This window comes from Novosphingobium sp. PhB57 (assembly GCF_004342985.1).
Lineage (GTDB): Bacteria > Pseudomonadota > Alphaproteobacteria > Sphingomonadales > Sphingomonadaceae > Novosphingobium.
Window position 1 is genome coordinate 248,228 of record NZ_SMBO01000003.1, and the last position, 20,398, is coordinate 268,625.

Consider the following 20,398-nt stretch of genomic DNA (forward strand, 5'->3'; position numbering starts at 1 on the left):
GGGCGGCGAAACGCGCCAAACTCGAAGGCCCTTGTGTAGGATCGATAATATAGATTATGTTAAACTATGGAGCTGGCTAACGTACGGTTTTCACGCCGCTTTCCAGGCCCCTCACATGCGGCTCCCATGCGGACGCAACCGATTGGCCCTGCAGCCGAAGCTCCAGGGCCAATCGGCAAACGTCAGTTCGCCAGCGTCGCGTTGTCGATCACGAAGCGGTACTTCACGTCGCTGCGCTGCATGCGGTCGTAGGCCTCGTTGATGTCCTTGATGTCGATCATCTCGATATCGGAAACCACACCCTTTTCTGCGCAGAAGTCGAGCATCTCCTGCGTCTCGGCGATACCGCCGATCAGCGAACCGGCGATGGTGCGGCGGCGGAAGATCAGCGCGCCGACGTTCGGCGACGGATGCGGATGCTCTGGCACGCCGACCAGGGTCATCGTGCCGTCGCGCTTCAGCAAGGCCGTGAAGGCATCGAGATCGTGGCTGGCGGCGACCGTGTTCAGGATCAGATCGAAGCTGTTGGCATGGGCTGCCATCTCGTCGGGATTGCGCGAGACGACGACCTCATCGGCGCCCAGCTCCAGCGCCGCGTCGCGCTTGCTTTCCGAAGTCGTGAAGGCAACCACGTGCGCACCGAGAGCATGGGCGAGCTTGACGCCCATGTGGCCAAGGCCGCCGATGCCGACGATGCCGACCTTCTTGCCCGGTCCGGCATTCCAGTGACGCAGCGGCGACCAGGTGGTGATGCCGGCGCAGAGCAGCGGCGCCACGGCGGCGAGCTGTTCGGCCGGATGGTTGATCTTCAGGACGAACTTGTCGCTGACCACGATGTTCTGCGAGTAACCGCCGAGCGTGTGACCCGGCGCATCCGCAGTCTGGCCGTTGTAAGTGCCGACGAAGCCATTGTCGCAATATTGCTCCAGGCCTTCGTCGCACGCCGAGCAATGCTGGCAGCTGTCGACCATGCAGCCGACGCCGACCGTGTCGCCGACGGCAAAGGCAGAGACTTCGCTGCCGACGGCGCTGACCGTGCCGACGATCTCGTGGCCCGGTACGCAGGGATAATGGGTCCCTGCCCACTCGCCGCGGGCCTGGTGAAGGTCGGAATGGCAAACGCCGCAATAGGCGATGTCGATTGCGACGTCGTGCGCGCCGGGCGCGCGACGCTCGATATCGAGCGCTACGAGCGGCGTCTTTTCGGTGACGGCTCCGAAAGCTTTCGTCATCGTTGCTGAATCCTTGATGCTGAGAGAATGTGGTGACGGTCCGCCACCAGCTCCCAATTAGTGCGCAAACGAATGCATATCATCCCCGCGCGCGTCGAACGCAGCGATGAATGAAATTCAGCTTGATCGCCCCGGGACGCCCTAGAGCCCCATCGGGCGTATCTCCCGGATCAGGTCGATCAGCAGGCGAAGTCCCGAAGGCACCTGCCGCCGACTGGAATAGTAGATGTGGAAGGCCTCGCCCATCGAGCCCCATTCCTCCAGAACGACCCGAAGCCGGCCGGCAGCCACTTCGGCGGCGATCGACGGTTCCGCCGAATAGACGAGCGCCGCGCCGCTGAGCGCCATCTGCATGCCGATCCGCGAATTGCCGATCGTCACCGGACCGGGCGCGGCAATGACGCAGGCCTCTTCGCCGCGTTCGAACTCCCAGTTGTAGATGCGGTCGTTGCCGAGCCTGATCCTCATGCAGCGGTGACGTTCCAGGTCCTGCGGCACTTCCGGCACGCCGAAGCGCTCGAAATAGGCCGGCGATCCTGCCACGACCCAGCGCATCGCGGGCGACAGCCTCTGGACGATCATGTCCTCGGGCACCGTGCCGCCATAGCGGATGCCCGCGTCGAAACCCTGTTCGATGACGTCGACCATGCGGTTGTCTATCGAAAGGTTGATCTCGATGTCGGGATAACGGTCGATGAACGTGGGCAGGACCGGCGCCAACAGGAGTTCGGCCGCATCTTCGGGCACATTGAGACGGATGCGCCCGGCCGGCGCGTCCCTGAAACGGTTGAGGACTTCGGCGGCGTTGTCGATGGCATCGAAATGTTCGGAAATCGCATCGCGAAAGGCTTCGCCCGCGGCCGTGAGGGTTACACTGCGATTGGTGCGGTTGAGCAAACGCACGCCGTGGCGATCCTCCAGGCCCTTGAGCGCATGGCTGAGCGCGGAGGCGCTGATGCCCAGTTCCAGGCTGGCACGGCGAAAACTGCGGTTACGCGCAATCGCCAGGAAGTAGGCGAAGTCCGCGAGATCGGAACGGCTGAATTTCATGCCGACCGTTCTTGGTCGAGCCTGCCGCCATGTCCAGCCCTGCCGTGCAGGGAAGTTGAGAGAAATTCACCTCGCAAGGGCAGTCCGGCCGGTTTCGAGGCCATCGAGACCGGCCGGACCCCTGCAGGGTTTCAGTTCAGCGGCGTGGCGGAGGCCCCTGCTCCGCCCGATTGCTGGCCTGCCGCCTGCTGTTCGTCAGCGAGGCCGCCGCCCAGCGAGCGGTAGAGTTCCACCAGGTTGCTGGCCTGGGTCAGGCGCGTGCCGACCAATTGCTGTTCCGCCGCGTAGGCGGTGCGCTGGGCGTCGAGCGAGGTCAGGAACGAGTCCACCCCGGCCTTGAAGCGCGCGTCGGAAAGGCGCGCGGCAACCTGGGCGGATTCGGCGCGGCTCGACTGGGCACGGACCTGGTCGCCGATCTTGCCGCGCTGCGCCAGGGCGTCCGCCACTTCGCGGAACGCGGTCTGGATGGACTTTTCGTAAGTGGCGACGGCCGCCACTTGCGAAGCCTTGGCATAAGCCAGGTTGCCCGCCCGTTGGCCACCGTCGAACAGCGGCAGGGTCGCTCCCGGAGAGGCGGTATAAGTGAAAGTGCCGCTCTTGAAGAGGCCCGAAAGCGCCGTGCTGATCGTGCCGATGGTTCCGGTGAGCGAGATCGTCGGGAAGAACGCCGCGCGGGCGGCGCCGATATTGGCGTTTTCCGCGATGAGCAGATGCTCGGCCCGAAGCACATCCGGGCGGCGCAGCAGGACATCGGACGAGACATCCGCCGGCAGCGCATCACGCGTCACCGGGGTCGACGAGAGCCCCGTCGGCAACTGCTCCTGCGGCACCGTGGTGCCCACCAGAAGGTTCAGCGCATTCTGATCGAGCGCCACGCTGGCTTCCAGCGCGGCAATGTCGTTCACCGCGCCCTGATAGTTGGTATCGGCCTGCCGCACTTCGAGCTCGGACCCGACACCGATGCGGAACTGCTCGCGAGTCAGGCGAAGCGTTTCCTCGAAAGTCTTGAGCGTCTCGCGCGAGAGGCGGAGCTGCTCGTTGTCCGAGGCCATGGTCAGCCAGGCGGTGGCGATTTCCGAGATCAGGCTGATGCGGGTGGACCGCTGCGCTTCCTCGCTGGCGAAGAACTGCTCCTGCGCGGCCTTGCTCAGGTTGCGGATCCGGCCGAAGAGGTCGAGTTCGAACGCGGAAATCCCGGCGGTCGCCGAATAGATCTCCACGTCCTGGGCGCCGACGACACCCGCGCCGGTGCCGCCGCCGACGGCGCCCGCGATATTGTTGGTATACGTCGCGGTGCCGCCCGCATTCACGGTCGGGAACAGCGAGGAACGCTGGACCTTCAACTGCGCGCGGGCCTGGAGCACGTTGGCGGCTGCAATCCGCAAGTCGCGGTTGTTGGCAAGCCCGGTCTCGATGACCTGCCGCAGTCGGTCATCGAGGAAGAAATCGCGCCACCCGATACGGGTCACGTCGAGGGCATCGGTCGGGGCGACCGGATAGACACCACCTTGCGGCAGCGCCACCGGAACCGCACCCACGGGCCGCTCATACCTCGGCGCCAGATTGCACCCTGCCAGCATCGTGGTGCCGGCGATCAGGGCGATAAGGGACTTTTTCATGTTCAGATTCCCTGCGGCTCGGTGCCGTCGGAGGAGCGGGGACCGGCTTCGGTCTCGACATGGGCCTCGGTTTCCTCGTGGCGGTCGGTCTGCCCGTGCTTGAACAGGCGGCTGACGACCACGAAGAACATCGGCACCAGGAAGATCGCGAGGATCGTGGCCGAAAGCATGCCGCCGACGACCGCACGGCCGATGGCGTTCTGTCCGCCCGCACCTGCGCCCGTTGAAACCGCCAGTGGCAGCACGCCGAACACGAAGGCCAGCGAGGTCATGAGGATCGGGCGAAGGCGAAGCCTTGCCGCCTCGATGGCTGCGCTGAAGGCATTCATGCCGGATTGCACGCGTTCCTCGGCGAATTCGACGATGAGGATCGCGTTCTTCGCGGAGACGCCGATCGTGGTGATCAGGCCGACCTGGAGGTAGATGTCGTTGTTGAGGCCGGTAAGTTTGGCGGCAAGAACGGCACCGATGACGCCGAGCGGAACCACCAGAAGCACGGCGATCGGAACCGACCAGCTTTCATAGAGGGCCGCGAGGCAGAGGAAGACCACGAAGAGCGACAGCGCATAGAGCGACGGTGCCTGACCGCCGGACAGGCGTTCCTCATAGGACAGCCCGGTCCATTCCAGCGAAGTGCCCGCGGGCAGCTTCTGCTGGATTTCGGTGATGGCCTCCATCGCGGCGCCGGTGCTGACGCCCTCGCCCGGTGCACCCTGCAGCTGCACGGCGGGCCGGCCGTTATAGCGGGTGAGGATGACCGGAGCCGTCTTCCATGACAGGTTGGAGAAGGAACCGAAGGGTGCCATCTGGCCGTCGCTGCTGCGAACGTAGAAGTTCTCGATCGCCTCGGGCGAGGAGCGATACTGCTCGTCCGCCTGGAGGTAGACGCGCTTGGTGCGGCCGCGGTCGAGGAAGTCGTTCACATAGGCGCCGCCCCACGCGGTCGAGATTTCGCTGTTCACCGCGCTCAGGTCGAGGCCGAGCGCACCCGCCCTGTCCTGATCGATATTGACGTCGAGCTGCGGGGCGTCGTCGAGGCTGACCGGGCGAACCTGCGCCACGCGCTTGTCCTGGGCGGCAAGGCCCAGAAGCTGGTTGCGCGCCGCGATCAGCTTGTCATGGCCGATGTTGTTCTGGTCGACCAGCCACATGTCGAAGCCGGTCGCATTGCCGAGTTCCTGCACCGCCGGCGGAACCAGCGCGAAGATCATGGCATCCCGGTACTTCGAGAAGGCGCCCATGGCCCGACCGACGATGGCCGGAGCACGGTTGTCGGCACCGCTGCGGTCTTTCCAGTCCTTCAGCTTCACGAAGGCCATGCCCGCGTTCTGGCCCTGGCCGTTGAACGAGAAGCCGCTGATGGTGAAGACGGATTCGACGTTGGCCTTCTCGTCCTTGAGGAAGTGGTCGCGCACCACGTCCAGGCCGCGCTGGGTACGCGGCAGCGTGGCACCCGGAGGCGCCTGGACCAGCGCGAACATCGTGCCCTGGTCTTCCTCGGGAAGGAAGCCGCTCGGCAGGCGCCAGAAGATCAGGCCCATGGCGACCACGATCAGCAGGTAGACGAGGCCGGAACGCTTCCAGCTGCGTGCCGAAGAGCGCACGCCCTTCTCGTACTTCTCCGTGCCGCGGTCGAACTTGTCGTTGAACCAGCGGAAGAAGCGCGAGAGCAATCCGTTGCCCTCGTTCTTCGTGGGATCGTGCGGCTTGAGGATGGTGGCGCAGAGCGCGGGGGTCAGGATCAGTGCGACCATGACCGAAAGCGCCATCGACGAAACGATCGTGATCGAGAACTGGCGGTAGATGACGCCGGTGGAGCCGCCGAAGAAGGCCATCGGCAGGAACACCGCCGAAAGCACCATGCCGATGCCGATCAGCGCGCCGCTGATCTCGTCCATCGATTTTCGCGCGGCTTCCTTCGGTGTCAGGTGCTCCGTCTGGATCAATCGTTCGACGTTCTCGACCACGACGATGGCGTCATCGACCAGCAGGCCGATCGCCAGCACCATGCCGAACAGGGTGAGCGTGTTGATGGAGTAGCCCAGCGCCTGCATGACCCCGAAGGTGCCGAGCAGGACCACGGGAACCGCGATCGTGGGAATGATCGTCGCGCGCCAGTTCTGCAGGAACAGGAACATGACGAGGAAGACGAGCACGACGGCTTCGAACAGGGTGTGGACCACCTGCTCGACGGAGAGGCGAACGAACGGCGTGGAGTCGTAAGGATAGACGACCTTCACGTCCTGCGGGAAGTTTTTGGCGATGCGTTCGACTTCGGCCTTCACCAGGTCGACGGTGTCGAGCGCATTGGCGCCCGATGCCAGCCTGACGCCGAAGCCCGATGCGGGCTTGCCGTTGTACTGCGTGTCGAAGCCGTAGATTTCGGCGCCGAGTTCCACCCGGGCGACATCGCGCAGGCGCACGACCGAGCCGTTCTGGCCCTGGCGAAGACGGATGTTGCCGAACTGCTCGGGCGTCTGAAGGCGGGACTGGACGGAAACGGTGGCGTTGAGTTCCTGCTCCTTCGAAGCGGGAAGCTGACCGATCTGGCCGGCGGAAACCTGCGCGTTCTGCGCCTGAACGGCCGTGCTGACATCAGCGATGGTCAGGTTGTAGCTGCGCAGCTTCAGCGGATCGACCCATATGCGCATGGCATATTGGGTGCCGAAGATCTGCAGTTCGCCAACGCCGTTGATGCGGCTGACCGGATCCTGCACCTGGCTGACGATGTAGTCCGACAGGTCGTTGGCGCTATGGCTGCCGTCCTGCGAATAGATCGCCGCAACCAGCAGGAAGCTCGCCGCCGACTTGGCGACGGTGACGCCCTGGCGCTGGACTTCCTGCGGCAGCAGTGCGGTGGCCGCCTGCAGCTTGTTCTGGACCTGAACCTGGGCGATGTCGGGGTCGGTACCCTGCTCGAAGGTCAGGGTGATGGTGACATTGCCGGCCGAGGACGACTGCGCCGAGAAGTAGCGGAGCTGGTCGATGCCCTTGAGCTGCTGCTCGATGATCTGGGTGGTCGTGCGTTCCAGCGTTTCCGCGTCGGCGCCGGGATATGTGGCGCTGATGGTGACGGTGGGCGGCGCGATCTCCGGGAACTGCGAGATCGGCAGGCTGCGGATGGCCAGTGCGCCGAACATCATCAGCACGATGGCGATGACCCATGCGAAGATGGGTCGGTCGATAAAGTAGCGTGCCATGATCGGTTACTGACCCTGTCCGGCCTGAGTTTGGCCAGTCTGAGTTTGGCCGGCCTGCGGCTGACCGGCACCCTGGCCTTGTGCGGCAGGTGCCGCGCCTGCGGGCTTGGCGGCCTGCGCGGCCACCGGCTTCACGGCGGCGCCGGGACGCAGCATCTGCGCACCGTCGAGAACCACCTTGTCGCCCGCCTTCAGGCCCGAGGTCACCAGCCAGCTGCTGCCGACGGTCCGCGGCGCGGTGAGCTTGCGCATCTCCAGCTTGTTGCCGGCGCCGACCACGAGCGTCGTCGGATTGCCCTTCTCATCGCGGCTGACTGCCGATTGCGGGACCAGAATGCCGTTGCTCCGGGTGCCTTCGACCAGCTCGGCCCGGACATACATGCCGGGCAGCAGCAGGCCGCGCGGATTACCGAACTGCACGCGCACCACCTGGCTGCCGGTCGAGGGATCGACCGTCACGTCGGTGAACTTCAGCGTGCCCTCTTCGGAATAGTCGCTGCCGTCTTCCAGCTTCAGGCGCACGCGAGCGGCGCCGCCGCTCTGCGAAAGGTCGCCCGAAAGCAGCTGCTGGCGCAGGCGCAGCACGTCGGCGCTGGACTGCTGGATGTCTACGAAGATCGGATCGAGGCGCTGGATGGTGGTCAGCGCGTCGGCCTGCGAGGCGGTGACGAGCGCACCGGTCGTGAAAGTGGAGCGGCCGATGCGGCCCGAGATCGGTGCGCGAATGGTCGTGCGGCCGAGATCGATCTGAGCGCTGCGCAGCGCCGCTTCCTGCGCGGCCACGTCCGCCCTCGCCTGGGCGGCACTGGCGGATGCGTTCTCCGCCTCCTGCCGCGAGATCGCGTTGATCTTGACCAGTTCGCCGTAGCGGCGGGCCAGCGCAGCAGTATTGGCGATATTGGCACGGGCGCGGACGAGCGCGGCGCGCGCGCTGGCGGCCTGGGCCTCGTAAGGCGCCGGATCGATGCGATAGAGCGGCTGACCGGCGCGCACCATGTCGCCCTCCTGGAACAGGCGCTGGAGGATCAGGCCGTTGACCTGCGGGCGGACGTCTGCGGATTCGTAGGCCGTGGTACGGCCCGGAAGCTCGGAGCTGAGCGTCACCGCGCCCTCCTTCACAGTCACGACTCCGACCTCCGGGGGACCGGCAGGAGCCGGCTGCTCTCCACCGCCGCCGCACGCGGTTAGAAGCAAGGCAAGAGCCGGGGTGATCTTTTTCATGGAGCAAGCCCGCAATGAGAGTTAAAACGTGAGTGAATGTTCACTCATTGATTCGCGCGATGTGTATTGGGTCGCTAGAACGATTGCAAGGTGAGGAGGATGCAGTGAAAGATGACACAATTATGGATCGCTCGCGAGCGGCGCGTTCGGTCGCCCGCCGCGAGCATCTTCTGGACACGGCCAGAAAGCTCTTTGTGGAGCAAGGGTTCCATCGCACCGGCATGGCGCAGATCGCCCTCGCCTCCGGGATCAAGGTCGGCCAGATCTACCGGGACTTCGAGAACAAGGAGGCGATCATCGCTGCCATCTGCGAGATCAACCTTCTCGCCTGGCTGGAGGAAGACAAGCTGGAAGCCGCGGTGGCGGCCCGCGACACGGCGGCAATCCGCGCCTGGATCGAGCGTTTCTGCCTGGACGAGCCGACCCTGGAAGACCGCCGGCTGATGGCAGAACTCCTGGCAGAAGTCGGTCGTAACCCCATCATTGCCGCCATAAACCAGAAAACCGACGATCGCGTGCGGCTGCGGCTGGACGAAGCGCTTGAATCCCTCTTGCCCGGCGTGTCCCGAGAGCGCCGGTCGCTGGTCGTGGATCTCATCTTCCTGCTCTCGTGGGGGATGATGGCGATGATGGAACTGTCGCCCGACAAGAAGCATGCGCCGGTGCGGGATCACATCGTTTCGGTGCTCCGCAAGGAGCTGGCCGCCTTAAACGATTGAGGGACGGGCATTATTCCCGGCAGGTAACTGATATTGCGTTTGTTTCGCAAGACGGTCGGTTTGGAGACCGATCATTGCGCAAACCTGTCATGATGACTGGACAGGCCGTTCGAATCGTATCATCCTCTAACGAGACGCGACCCTCCAGAAAAGTCGCGCGGAGGATGCCGATAATGATCGAGAAGAACGAGGTGGACTCAGGCGAGAAGGCAATGATCCTGTTGCAGAGCCTGATCTGCTATTTGCGTGAAAAGAATGTCCTTACCCGTGCCGATATCGAAGAGCTGCGCGACAAGGTCGAAGCGCGGATCGCCGATGCCGAGAGCCACCTGCCCTGCGCCAGTGCGCTGGCAACGGCCGCCGCCACGGAAATGCGCCAGCTCGAACAATTCTGCGGAAAGAAGTTCGGCGGCAAGCACCGTCATCGGGTCAACTGACGCACGCGATCTTCGATCGCGTTTGGCGTCGGATGCGAGGTGAAAAGCCAAGGCTGATGTAAAAGATGCAACCTCGGTTGCAGTCTTTGCTGAGGCCCTGCGCGCCCTTAGTTGCGCCTGGCGCAAATCACCTTTCTCAGCACGAGCAAGAATCGAGGCTCTCCTCAGACCCGATTCTTCGATCATCGTGCAGAATGTCATCGAAACTTCGGCCGAGTGGTTCCGATCGGGATCAGTTTCCTGCGGACACAGCGCCTTCAAGCGCCGCATCCGCAGGTATCGGGTTCAGACCTGCTCGAGTTGAGCGGCCGCGATGGCCGTGAGATTGAGGATGCCGCGCGCGGTGACGCCCGGCGTCAGGACGTGGATGGGCTGGGAAAGGCCCATCAGCATCGGGCCGACAGTAGGCGAACTGGACGAAGCCGAGAGCGCTGTCAGCGTGATGTTCGCCGCGTCGAGGTTTGGCATCACCAACAGGTTCGCGGGTCCTTCGAACCGGGCATCCGGCACCAGGCGATCGCGAAGGGCCTGGCTGAGCGCGGCATCGGCATGCATTTCACCGTCGATCTTCAGATCCGGTGCTGCGGCCTTCACGATGTCCAGGGCGGCGCGCATCTTGCGCGCGCTCGGGCTATGCGAAGCGCCGAAATTGGAGTGCGAGAGCAACGCGACGCGAGGACGCAGGCCGAAGTGCTTGAGCTGGGTGGCACCGAGCTGCGCCATTTCGGCGATCTGCTCCGGTGTGGGATCCGGCACCATGTGCGTGTCGGTGATGAACAGCGCGCCGGCATCCAGGATCAGACCTGAAAGTGCGTAGACGCGGCTGCTGCCCGGCTCGCGGTCGATCACGCGCAGGACGTGCTCGATCTGGCCCCAATATTCGGAGCGCCCGCCGACCAGCGCCGCATCTACCCGGCCGGTGCGCAGCAGGAGCGCCGCGGTCAGTGTCGGGCGGCGATAGACATGGCGCGGGATCTCGTCGGATGGCACGCCCTTGCGCGAAGCCACCGCGCGATAGGCCTCGACGAGTTCGCCCATGATCTCATGGTCGGTTTCGGGGTCGATCACTTCCACGTCGCGGTCGAGCTGGAAGCCGAGGCCGAGGCCGGGCAGCTTTTCTTCCAGGACGCGGCGGCGGGCGACGATGGTGGGACGCGCGATTTCTTCGTCGAGCACGTCCTGGATGGCGCGCAGCACGCGCTCGTCCTCGCCTTCGCCGTAGACGATGCGGCGGCCGGAGCCGCGCGCCGCCTGGAACACCGGAAGCATGAGCTGTCCGGAACGCGTGTTCTGGCGCGTCAGCTTGCGCTTGTATTCGTCGAGGTCGATGGTCTTGCGGGCGACGCCGCTGGCCATGGCCGCCCGGGCAACAGCTACCGCGATCTCACCGATCAGGCGCGGATCGAAGGGCGTAGGGATGATATATTCGGGGCCGAACACCAGCTTGCGACCGCCGTAGGCCTGAGCGACGCTGTCATGCGCGGGCAAGCGGGCGAGTGCAGCGATAGCCTCTGCCGCAGCCGCCTTCATCTCTTCGTTGATCGCCGTCGCGCCTACGTCCAGCGCGCCGCGGAAGATGTAGGGGAAGCACAGGACGTTGTTGACCTGGTTCGGATAGTCCGAGCGGCCGGTGGCGATGATCGCATCCGGACGAACTTCGCGGGCGATTTCGGGGCGGATTTCGGGCTCGGGATTGGCGAGCGCGAAGATCAGCGGGTTCGGCGCCATCAGCGGCAGCCATTCCGGCTTGAGCACGCCCGGCGCCGAAAGGCCGAGGAAGAGGTTCGCGCCGGGCAGAACTTCCGGCAGCGACCGCGCATTGGTCTCACGCGCGTAACGCGCCATGTTCGGCAACATGCCCTCGCGGCCCGAGTGGATGACGCCGTCCTTGTCGGTCAGCGTCACGTTTTCGATCTGGAGGCCCATCGAAACCAGCAGGTCGACGCAGGCCAAAGCTGCCGCGCCCGCGCCCGAGGTGACCAGCTTGGCTTCAGCCAGGGTCTTGCCCTGAAGCACCAGCGCATTGCGGACCGCGGCGGCGACGACGATGGCCGTGCCGTGCTGGTCGTCATGGAACACCGGGATGTTCATGCGTTCCTTGAGCCGCGCCTCGATGGCGAAGCATTCGGGAGCCTTGATGTCTTCTAGGTTGATACCGCCGAAAGTCGGTTCCAGCAGGGCCACCGCTTCGACGAACTTGTCCGGATCGGTGGTGTCCACTTCCAGGTCGAACACGTCGATGTCGGCGAATTTCTTGAAGAGGACCGCCTTGCCCTCCATCACCGGCTTCGAGGCCAGCGCACCGATCGCGCCCAGGCCGAGCACTGCGGTGCCGTTGGAGATCACGGCCACCAGATTGCCGCGCGCGGTATAGTCCATCGCCTTGTCGGGATCGGCAGCGATCTCGACGCAGGGTGCGGCGACCCCCGGCGAATAGGCCAGCGCCAGGTCGCGCTGGTTTACCATGCGCTTGGTCGGCTCGATACGGAGCTTACCCGGCTGCGGATGGAGGTGGTAGTCGAGGGCGGCGCGGCGGAGATTGTCGTCCATGGCGGCCCTCATAGGCAAAGGATTCGCGCTTGCCTATGCCTTCCGGACCAGCATCTTTTCCTCTCCTTCCAGAAGCATCCTTATACAATGGACGGCGCGGCAGCCCGGTCTTCGCGAAGATGTGCCGCGTGCACGGGGGTTTTACCGCCCCATCCACTCGCTATCCCGCGGTTTTGCCGATTTTATCCACAGAGCATTTTTGACCGTTCGCGGCACCCGCAGAGCCACGCAGAACAAGCCGAAGCCCGCAGGAAACCTGGCTCCTTCCGCCACGCAAAGGTCAGACGGGCCGGAATTCTGACTGTCATCAGAATGACTTGTTCACTTCGGTGCAAGGCCCTGGCCTCCACTCGGTGGCTGCCCGGAAGAGGGCCGGGGAAGAAAGATACTGGAGTTTGAATATGCGTATTGCACTTGTTTCGCTCGCCGCGGTTGCCGCCGTCGCTGCCGCCTCGCCCGCTTTCGCGAACGAGGCCCGCGTGGAAGCGCGCACCGGCGTGATCTGGGACGGTAGCGACAGCGATGCAGTAGCTGGCGTCGCTGCCGGTTACGACTACGATCTCGGCGAAAAGTTCTTCGTGGGCGTGGAAGGTTCGGCCGACAAGGTGCTGACCGACAACACCCGCGTCTCGTGGGGCGTCGGCGGCCGCGCCGGTGTGAAGGTCACGCCTTCGACCAAGCTCTATGCCGCCTCGACCTGGCAGTCGAAGTTCACCAAGTACGGCAACAGCGCCGTCGGCGTGGGCGGCGGCCTGCAGCAGGACCTGAACGACAAGTTCTACGGCAAGGTCGAATACAAGCACCTGCTCGTCGGCGACAACACGCCGGATGCGGATGTCGGCCTGGTCGGCGTCGGCATGAAGTTCTGACCTGACGCCTTCGTCCGGCCGGCATCACGGCCAGCCACCGGGAAGGCCGGACGAGGACGAGGAAAAGGCGGCTCGCGAGAGCCGCCTTTTTTGCGTTACGGCCGTGTCGGGGCTGCCGAAGACGGTCATTTTCATCCAATCCCCATTCCGCAACCGCTTCTGTTTCTATATCAAATCGGGGTGGGTGGGATTTTCGGATCACCAGACAGGAACACGGACATGACGGACATTGCACTGGGATTTGCAATCCTCGCCGCCGCGAGCCTGCCCGCCTTGACCGATGGCGAGGACCCCGCAGCACTTACCGGGCGCGCCGCCGTGGAACGGCTTGCAGGCAACACGCTGGAAGAAGACGATTCCCAGCTTCCGGGCGAACACGTCATTTTCCTCAAGCCCGGCGGCATCGCCCGCATGCGCGAGCATGGCCAGGGTCACAGGGTGATGCAGCAGCGCTGGGCGATCAGCCCCGAAGGACTGCTCTGCGTTTCCGAGCGCCGCGCAAAGGATGTCGGCGGCCCGGAAAACCGGGACAGCGAATGCGCCAGCATCTCCATCAGCGGCGACCGCGTGGAGATGAGCGTGCCGGACCTCGACGAACCGCTCACTGCCCGCCTGCTTCCCGGAAACCCCTACAAGCTTTGAGCCCCGCCCTGCCCTATGCGGCCCGCAGGTCGAAAGCGCGCCGCGATTCCTCCACTTCGTCAAGGTTGTCGAGAGTCCACCGATAGAGCGCCTTGAACGGTGCATGGAGCGATTGGCCCAAGGCCGTGATCTCGTACTCCACGCCGACCGGCGAAGTCGGGATCACCCGGCGGGAAAGCAGACCGTTGCGCTCCAGCTTGCGCAGGCACTGGGTGAGCGCCTTCTGCGTCACGCCCTCCATGTGCCGCTTGATGGCGTTGAAACGCATCGGCCCGGGAACGAGCACAGTCAGCACCATCATCGACCACTTGTCCGCGATCTGGTCGAACAGTTGCCGGCTCGGGCAGCCGATGTCGAAATGCTGGCATTCGGGCAAGCGGTATCCTCCAGTATACCTAGGCGATTAAAGGTGCCTCATTGACGCTAGGTTTCCAGTTTATACCTAAGGGCCTTCCTGTTTCAATGGAGACCTGCCTGCATGTCGGCATCCAATACCGAAGTCCTGTTCCGCCCCTTCAGCATCCGTTCGCTCGACCTGCCGAACCGGATCGTCATGGCGCCGATGACGCGCGGATTTGCGCCAGAGGGCATTCCCGGTGCTCCGCAAGCGGCTTATTATCAGCGCCGCGCTGAAGGCGGCGTGGGGCTGATCCTTTCGGAAGGCACGGTGATCGACCGCCCCGCCTCTCGCAACATGGCCGGTATTCCGCTGTTCCACGGCGAAGAAGCGCTTGAGGGTTGGAAGAGCGTGATCGGCGCGGTCCATGCCGCCGGTGGCAAGATGGGCCCGCAGATCTGGCACACCGGCTCCACGGTGGGGCCGGATGGCTGGGATCCGGGCGTGCCGGTCGAGAGCCCTTCCGGGCTGCTGGCGCCGGGTCAGCCGCGTGGTTCGGCCATGAGCGAGGAAGACATTGCCGATGCCGTCTCCGCCTTCGCCCGCGCGGCAGCGGCTTCGAAGCGCCTCGGCTTCGACACGGTCGAGATCCATGGCGCGCACGGCTACCTGATCGACCAGTTCTTCTGGTCCGGCACCAACGAGCGTGCGGACAGCTACGGCGGCGCCACGATCCGCGAACGATCGCGCTTTGCCGGTGAGGTCGTCTCCGCCGTGCGCGAGGCCGTCGGGCCCGACTACCCCATCATCCTGCGCCTCAGCCAGTGGAAGCAGCAGGACTATCTCGCCCGTCTGGCGGAGACGCCCGATCTCATGGCCGATTGGCTGCAGCCGCTGGTCGATGCCGGGGTGGACGTGCTCCACTGCTCGCAGCGCCGCTTCTGGGAGCCGGAATTCGCCGAAATCGACGGTGAAAAGGGCCTGAACTTCGCGGGCTGGGCCAAGAAGCTCACGGGCGCGGCCACGATCAGCGTCGGCTCGGTCGGCCTTTCCGGCGAATTCCTGGCAGCCTTCGGCGGCGAAAGCTCAACCTCCACTGCGCTGGACGATCTGGTTGAGCGCATGGAGCGCGACGAATTCGACCTGATCGCCGTCGGCCGCGCGCTGATCGCCGATCCGGACTGGGTCAGCAAGATCGGCAAGGGCGAATCCGGCAAGCTCAAGGGCTTCGACGCCGCCACTCTGGGCGAACTCGTCTGACACTGCGACGGGGAGCGCTTCGGGGATAAGTCCCCGCAGCGCTACTCATCACCCTGTCGCCGTCTCCCGCGCGAGGCGCAGGCCGAGAAGCGCGGCAGCCAGCGAGGCGAAACCGAGCACGCCGATCAATTCCGGCACGTCGAGCCCCGCTGCCAGCAGCCCCGTCATCGCCAGCACGACCCCGACCGTCACCGCGGCATTGACGATATTGTTGGCGGCAATGATGCGGGAGCGTTCCTCTGCGGCGCTGTACATTTGCAGGATCGCGTAGAGCGGCACGATGAACATGCCGCCCGAGAAAGCCACCAGCACCAGGTCTGCCAGGATCCGCGGCGCGCCGGGGTTTGCCAGGAACTGACGGAACGAAGCCTCCTGCGCGGCGGGGATGAAACCGCTGGTGGAGAGCCAGAGGTCGATCAGGCCGATCGCCAGCCCCAATGCAGAGATCGGCACATATCGCGCAGAGACTTCGCCGCCCAGCAGCTTGTTGACCGCCAGCGAGCCCAGCGCGATCGTCACCGAAAAGATCACCAGGAACACCGTCGCCACTTCCTGCCGGGCCGCCAGGGTACCACTCACCAGCGGCGCGAATTCCGACACGAGTACGGCGCCTGCCGCGAAGAACCAGCTTATGCCCAGGACCGAGAGCCAGACCGCCCGGCCGCTGCGCGCGGTCCGCAGCACTTCCATCGTCCCGCGCCAGAGGTTCCAGTCGACCGGATGCTCGCCGCGAACCGGAGGCGCCGGCGGGATGGCGCGAGCGGCAAGGTAGCCGAGAAATGCAATGCCCATGGCGGCCAGGCCCGCTTCCCGGGCCGGGATCACGCCGGCCAGGAGCTGCCCGCCAAGGATCGCCAGGAATGTTCCCGCCTCGATCAGGCCGGTGCCACCCATGATCTCGTGCGCGGCAAGATGCTGCGGCAGGATCGAATACTTCACCGGTCCGAAGAGCGTGGAATGAAGCCCCATCAGGAACAGCGCCGTCATCAGCACGGGGATCGACTGGAGCCAGAACCCACCCAGGCCCACGGCCATGATCGCGATTTCGGCCAGCTTGATCCAGCGGACAAGTCGCGCCTTGTCGATCCGGTCGGCAAGTTGTCCGGCGAGGGCGGAGAACAGGAAATAGGGTGCGATGAACACCCCGCTGGCGATGGCCGCCAGCATTCCCGCCTTGTCGGCCTCACCGGCGAAGATCACGAAATTCGCCAGGAACAGCATGGCGAATTTCAGCAGGTTGTCGTTGAAGGCGCCCAGAAACTGGACGACGAACATCGGCGCGAACCGCCGCTTCGCCAGCAGCGAAAGATCAGGTGCGGACATGGCGAACTCCCCCCATGGAGAGTTCGTTAGCGGCATTTGCGAAAATGCCCGAGAGCTTTTCGCGTCCTATCGGTTCAAAACGGGCTGCCCCCGATCAGGCTGCCTGGCGCTGGAGCCAGTTCCGCAGCAGGAAGTTCACCTGCTCGGGATGTTCGAGCGCCGCCATATGGCCGCAGGCGCCGATCATGTGGAAGCTGGAGCCTTCGATCCGCGAATGGATCTCACGGGCGTGATCGGGCGGGGTGATGCGGTCGCCCTCGCCTACCACGATCATGGTCGGAACGCGGATGGCTTCCAGGCTGTCCAGCGAATCCGGACGCGTCATGATCGCATGCTGCTGACGAATGAAGGCATCACCGCCGACGCGCGAGGCCATGCCGCGCATCTCGTCGGCAACCGGGCCGACAGTGTTGTCCGCATGGACCAGATCACCCAGCAGGCGGTGCGTGATGCCCACGAACTTGCCGCGGCGCAGGGATTCGATGCCGGCCTTGCGCTGCCGGCTGCGTTCGGGCGTATCGCCGCGAGCGCTGGAATTGATGAGAGCCAGGCGCGAAACGCGCTCGGGCGCCCGGCGCATGATCTCCAGCGCGACGTAGCCGCCCATCGAGAGACCCGCCAGCGAGAAACGGCGCGGCGCGGCGGCCAGGGTGCGCTCGGCCATGGCGCCGATCGTGTCGTCCAACGTAAGATCGGCGATCATCGGCGCAGCGACATCGGCTAGCGCATGGACCTGTCGGCGCCAAAGCGACTGGTCGCAGAGCAGGCCGGGCAGGAACACCACGGGCTCCAGAGCCGGCACATGGTCGGCGCTGGCGCGGTTCCATGCGCTCTGCCCCGGCGCGGAATGCGCCTCGGTCGTGAACTCTGCGGTGTCGGTTGCCAAACTAGCCATTTCAAATCTCCTGAGGCCGAAATGGGCTTGTGCGCTCCATCTGTCCAATTCATGATGATGGCAATCTCGATATGTTTTAGGTATGGGGCGAAGACGGCAGATGGAACTCAGGCACATCCGGTATTTCCTGGCCGTGGCTGAGGAACGCCACTTTACCCGCGCCGCCCAGCGCCTCGGGATCGGGCAGCCGCCGCTCAGCCATCAGATCAAGGATCTGGAACGCGAAGTAGGCACGCCCCTCTTCCACCGTATCCCGCAAGGCGCGGAATTGACCGAGGCCGGCCGGGCCTTCGAAGCCGGGGTGCGCCAGATCCCCGGTCTCGTCGGAGAGGCCGTCGTTGCCGCCCAGCGCGCCGCCGCCGGTGAAACCGGCCGCATTCGGGTGGGTTTCACCGGCTCGGCCGCGTTCAACCCCCGCGTTCCTCAGGCAATCCGCATCTATCGCCGCCGCTTCCCCGACGTCGAACTGAGCCTGGCCGAGCACAATTCCATCGGCCTGGTGGAGGGCCTGAAGAACGGTTCGCTCGATGCAGCCTTCCTGCGTCCCGACGCCGTGGACAAGCAGGGGCTGCGCCTCTTTCACCTGGCCGACGAGCCGCTGATTGCCGCCCTCGCCTCGGCGCGAATGCCGCATGGCGAGCCGATCCGGCTGGAGCAGCTTGCCGAAGACGCCTTCATCCTGACGCCCCGCGCCCTCGGACCCACCTTGTTCGACGCCACGCTGGAGGCCTGCCGCCGCGCCGGGTTCGAAGCGATACTGGGCCAGTCGGCACCACAGGTCGCTTCGGTGCTGGCCCTCGTCGCGGCCGAACTGGGTGTGGCGCTTGTGCCGGAATCCATGCGCGACGCCTCGTTCAGGGGCGTGACGTATCACGACCTCACCGGCAACGCCCCCAAAGTCGCGCTGGCCCTGGCAACGCGAAACGACGAGCAGGCGGCAACCGTGGCGGCTTTCGTGGCGGAAGCCCGCTTCCCCTCGGAAGCCGAGCCCGGATGAGGCGCCGGGCCAAGCCGAAATGGCGCCCGGCGGAAACCCGCGGTCAGGCAAGTTACCCATTTACAGGATGCTAACCATATTCCACTAGCCATGCGCGATGCCCCGTTCGTTCCCCAGACGACTTCGCCTGCCGCTGCGCGAGGCCGTTCTGACAGCCACGACTTATTTCGTCTGCGCGGCCATCGCCTTGCAGCTGACGCGTTTCGACGCGGGCATCGCCATCGTGTGGCTTGCAGGGCCGATCCTTTTCGCAAGGCTGAGCAGCACGCCGCGCTGGCGCTGGGCGGGCATCGCGCTGGCATGCGCGCCGGTCGGGTTCTGCGCCTCCATGCTTTTCGGCTTCCACGGCCTGGTGGCCGTGCCGCTCTCCCTGCTCTGCATTGCCGAGGCGGTCTCCGCCGCCTGGCTGGTGCGCCGGCTTTATCCGCGTTTCGGCAGGTTCCAGTCGCTGCCGGAAGTCGGCATGTTCCTGCTTGTCGCAGGACTGCTGGTCCCGGCGGCAGCAGCTTTCGGCGCGGCCCTATGCGCCCATGCCGCAAGCGGCATTCCTTATTGGAAAGCCTGGCTCGACTGGTATGCCGGCCATGCGCTCGGCTTCGTGACTTTCGCACCGCCGGTGCTTCTGTCCCTGCGCGGCGAAACCCGCCAGTGGATCGCCGCAGCCGGAAGCAAGCGGGTGGGCGAAGCGGCCATACTGCTCGGGCTGGTGGTGGCGGCCTCGCTGATCACCTTCGGTCAGAACGTGATACCGCTGGTCATCATTCCCTTCGTACCGATGGTCGCGGCCACTCTGCGACTGGGTCGGTTCGGTGCGATTTCCTCCATCGTCATCCTGGTGAGCATCGGCCTGTCCTTCTCCCTGGCAGGACGCGGGCCGACGACCCTGCTTCATGGTCCGATGGCCATGAAGCTGCAGGTCCTGCAGATCTATTTCGCCTCCATCGTGCTTATCATCCTGCCGCTGGCCGCCGAACTGCGCTCGCGCCGCCGCCTGGTGGACCGCCTGCACGCCGCCGAGGCGCTGCACCGCGCGGTGCTCGACCGCATGAGCGACATCGTCGTGCGCGTGAGCGCGGACGGTACGGTGCGCTACGCCTCGCCTTCGGCCAGGCAGGTGACCGGCTATGCGCCTGCCGAACTGGTGGGAAGCTCGATGTTCAAGCTTATCCTGCCGGACGACGTGCCCACTATCCTCGAAGCGCGCAGCCGCGCGCTGGCCGACCCTGACCAGACGGCGATCCTCGAATATCGGGTCTGCTGCAAGAACGGCGACATCGTCTGGGTGGAAAGCCATATCCGCGGCATCCTTGACGAGGACGGGCAGACTTCGGGCACCGTCAGCATCATCCGCGAAATAACGCGCCGACGGCAGCTGGTGGAAAGCCTGACCGCTCAGGCCATGACCGACCACCTGACCGGCGCCTGCAACCGCCGCGCCTTCGACGAGGCGCTTCTCGCCGTGCTCAGCCAGTCCCTTGCGGAACCCGCTGCCGAAGAAACCCCGGCGGGATGCCTGGCACTGTTCGATCTCGACCACTTCAAGCGCATCAACGACCGCCACGGCCATGCCACCGGAGACGATGTGCTGGTGCGCTTCGTCTCGATCCTGCGCGGCGCGGTTCGCGAGGGCGATCTCGTGGCCCGCCTTGGCGGTGAGGAATTTGCCGTATTGCTGGCCGGTCTCGGCGTCGACCAGGCCCATCTGGTCTGCGAGCGGATCCGCATGCGGTTCGAGGAAACGACGATCCGCGACCCCCTCGGCAACGCCGTGGAAGCGACCGTAAGCGTGGGAATTGCGCTGATCGTGCGGGGCGAGGAGAGCCGCACGATCATGACCCAGGCCGACGACGCGCTCTACCGGGCCAAGCAGGGCGGCCGCAATCGGACGGGCCTGCCGCTCCCCGCCGACCCCGAGGAACGACGCAGCGCCTGATCGCAACCGCACCGCATCAACTGTGGCTCATGATGCGCTAGGCTCTTGCGCCGAACCGTTGTCGCCTTCACAATGCTGCAATGCAAAATCTACCGAATACCGAACTGGCTTCTA

Annotated in this window: 16 protein-coding genes; 7 read left to right on the forward strand and 9 right to left on the reverse strand. The window is 65.0% G+C overall.

The window, feature by feature from the left end; genetic code table 11:
• Window positions 1-182: 182 nt before the first annotated feature.
• The 5 genes from EDF58_RS11890 to EDF58_RS11910 form a co-directional block, all read right to left on the reverse strand.
• Window positions 183-1,232, reverse strand: coding sequence for an NAD(P)-dependent alcohol dehydrogenase (locus tag EDF58_RS11890; protein WP_132265687.1), 1,050 nt, complete (start codon window positions 1,230-1,232; stop codon window positions 183-185).
• Between the two features lie 141 nt (window positions 1,233-1,373).
• Window positions 1,374-2,282: a LysR family transcriptional regulator gene (locus EDF58_RS11895; RefSeq protein ID WP_132265689.1), complete on the reverse strand. Its 909-nt coding sequence runs from the start codon at window positions 2,280-2,282 to the stop codon at window positions 1,374-1,376.
• Between the two features lie 131 nt (window positions 2,283-2,413).
• Window positions 2,414-3,901 carry an efflux transporter outer membrane subunit gene (locus EDF58_RS11900; protein WP_207912937.1) on the reverse strand — a complete coding sequence of 496 codons (1,488 nt, stop codon included), beginning with the start codon at window positions 3,899-3,901 and terminating at the stop codon, window positions 2,414-2,416.
• A 2-nt stretch (window positions 3,902-3,903) separates the two neighbouring features.
• On the reverse strand, window positions 3,904-7,101 hold the full coding sequence (locus tag EDF58_RS11905; protein ID WP_132265692.1) for an efflux RND transporter permease subunit: 3,198 nt from the start codon (window positions 7,099-7,101) through the stop codon (window positions 3,904-3,906).
• A gap of 6 nt (window positions 7,102-7,107) precedes the next feature.
• The gene (locus tag EDF58_RS11910) at window positions 7,108-8,322 is read right to left on the reverse strand and encodes an efflux RND transporter periplasmic adaptor subunit (RefSeq protein WP_132265694.1); all 1,215 of its coding nucleotides are present in this window, start codon (window positions 8,320-8,322) and stop codon (window positions 7,108-7,110) included.
• Between the two features lie 104 nt (window positions 8,323-8,426).
• Between EDF58_RS11910 and EDF58_RS11915 the strand changes: the two genes are divergently transcribed.
• Complete coding sequence (locus EDF58_RS11915; protein WP_243654205.1) at window positions 8,427-9,041, forward strand: TetR/AcrR family transcriptional regulator; 615 nt, start codon at window positions 8,427-8,429, stop codon at window positions 9,039-9,041.
• A gap of 173 nt (window positions 9,042-9,214) precedes the next feature.
• A complete protein-coding gene (locus EDF58_RS11920) occupies window positions 9,215-9,478 on the forward strand; it encodes a hypothetical protein (protein WP_132265696.1) in 264 nt (87 codons plus the stop codon).
• A 285-nt stretch (window positions 9,479-9,763) separates the two neighbouring features.
• Here EDF58_RS11920 and EDF58_RS11925 read toward each other — a convergent pair whose 3' ends face one another.
• Entirely contained in the window at window positions 9,764-12,028 is a 2,265-nt protein-coding gene (locus tag EDF58_RS11925; RefSeq protein ID WP_132265697.1) for an NADP-dependent malic enzyme, read from the reverse strand.
• A 401-nt stretch (window positions 12,029-12,429) separates the two neighbouring features.
• Here EDF58_RS11925 and EDF58_RS11930 point away from each other — a divergent pair, with 401 nt between their 5' ends.
• The gene (locus tag EDF58_RS11930; protein WP_132265699.1) at window positions 12,430-12,897 is read left to right on the forward strand and encodes an outer membrane beta-barrel protein; all 468 of its coding nucleotides are present in this window, start codon (window positions 12,430-12,432) and stop codon (window positions 12,895-12,897) included.
• Between the two features lie 219 nt (window positions 12,898-13,116).
• Window positions 13,117-13,539, forward strand: coding sequence for a hypothetical protein (locus EDF58_RS11935; RefSeq protein ID WP_132265701.1), 423 nt, complete (start codon window positions 13,117-13,119; stop codon window positions 13,537-13,539).
• A gap of 13 nt (window positions 13,540-13,552) precedes the next feature.
• Here EDF58_RS11935 and EDF58_RS11940 read toward each other — a convergent pair whose 3' ends face one another.
• Window positions 13,553-13,915 carry a helix-turn-helix domain-containing protein gene (locus EDF58_RS11940; protein ID WP_132265702.1) on the reverse strand — a complete coding sequence of 121 codons (363 nt, stop codon included), beginning with the start codon at window positions 13,913-13,915 and terminating at the stop codon, window positions 13,553-13,555.
• Between the two features lie 102 nt (window positions 13,916-14,017).
• On the opposite strand from EDF58_RS11940, the gene EDF58_RS11945 reads away from it, so the two are divergent.
• On the forward strand, window positions 14,018-15,136 hold the full coding sequence (locus EDF58_RS11945; protein WP_132265704.1) for an NADH:flavin oxidoreductase: 1,119 nt from the start codon (window positions 14,018-14,020) through the stop codon (window positions 15,134-15,136).
• A gap of 48 nt (window positions 15,137-15,184) precedes the next feature.
• On the opposite strand, the gene EDF58_RS11950 is transcribed toward EDF58_RS11945, so the two are convergent.
• A complete protein-coding gene (locus EDF58_RS11950; protein ID WP_243654206.1) occupies window positions 15,185-16,459 on the reverse strand; it encodes an MFS transporter in 1,275 nt (424 codons plus the stop codon).
• Between the two features lie 94 nt (window positions 16,460-16,553).
• Window positions 16,554-17,354, reverse strand: a complete 801-nt coding sequence (locus EDF58_RS11955) for an alpha/beta fold hydrolase (protein ID WP_132265706.1) — start codon at window positions 17,352-17,354, stop codon at window positions 16,554-16,556.
• Window positions 17,355-17,454: 100 nt separating this feature from the next.
• On the opposite strand from EDF58_RS11955, the gene EDF58_RS11960 reads away from it, so the two are divergent.
• Both EDF58_RS11960 and EDF58_RS11965 read left to right on the forward strand, forming a co-directional pair.
• Window positions 17,455-18,351, forward strand: coding sequence for a LysR family transcriptional regulator (locus tag EDF58_RS11960; protein WP_132265708.1), 897 nt, complete (start codon window positions 17,455-17,457; stop codon window positions 18,349-18,351).
• Window positions 18,352-18,448: 97 nt separating this feature from the next.
• The gene (locus tag EDF58_RS11965; protein ID WP_132265709.1) at window positions 18,449-20,284 is read left to right on the forward strand and encodes a sensor domain-containing diguanylate cyclase; all 1,836 of its coding nucleotides are present in this window, start codon (window positions 18,449-18,451) and stop codon (window positions 20,282-20,284) included.
• Window positions 20,285-20,398: the final 114 nt, after the last annotated feature.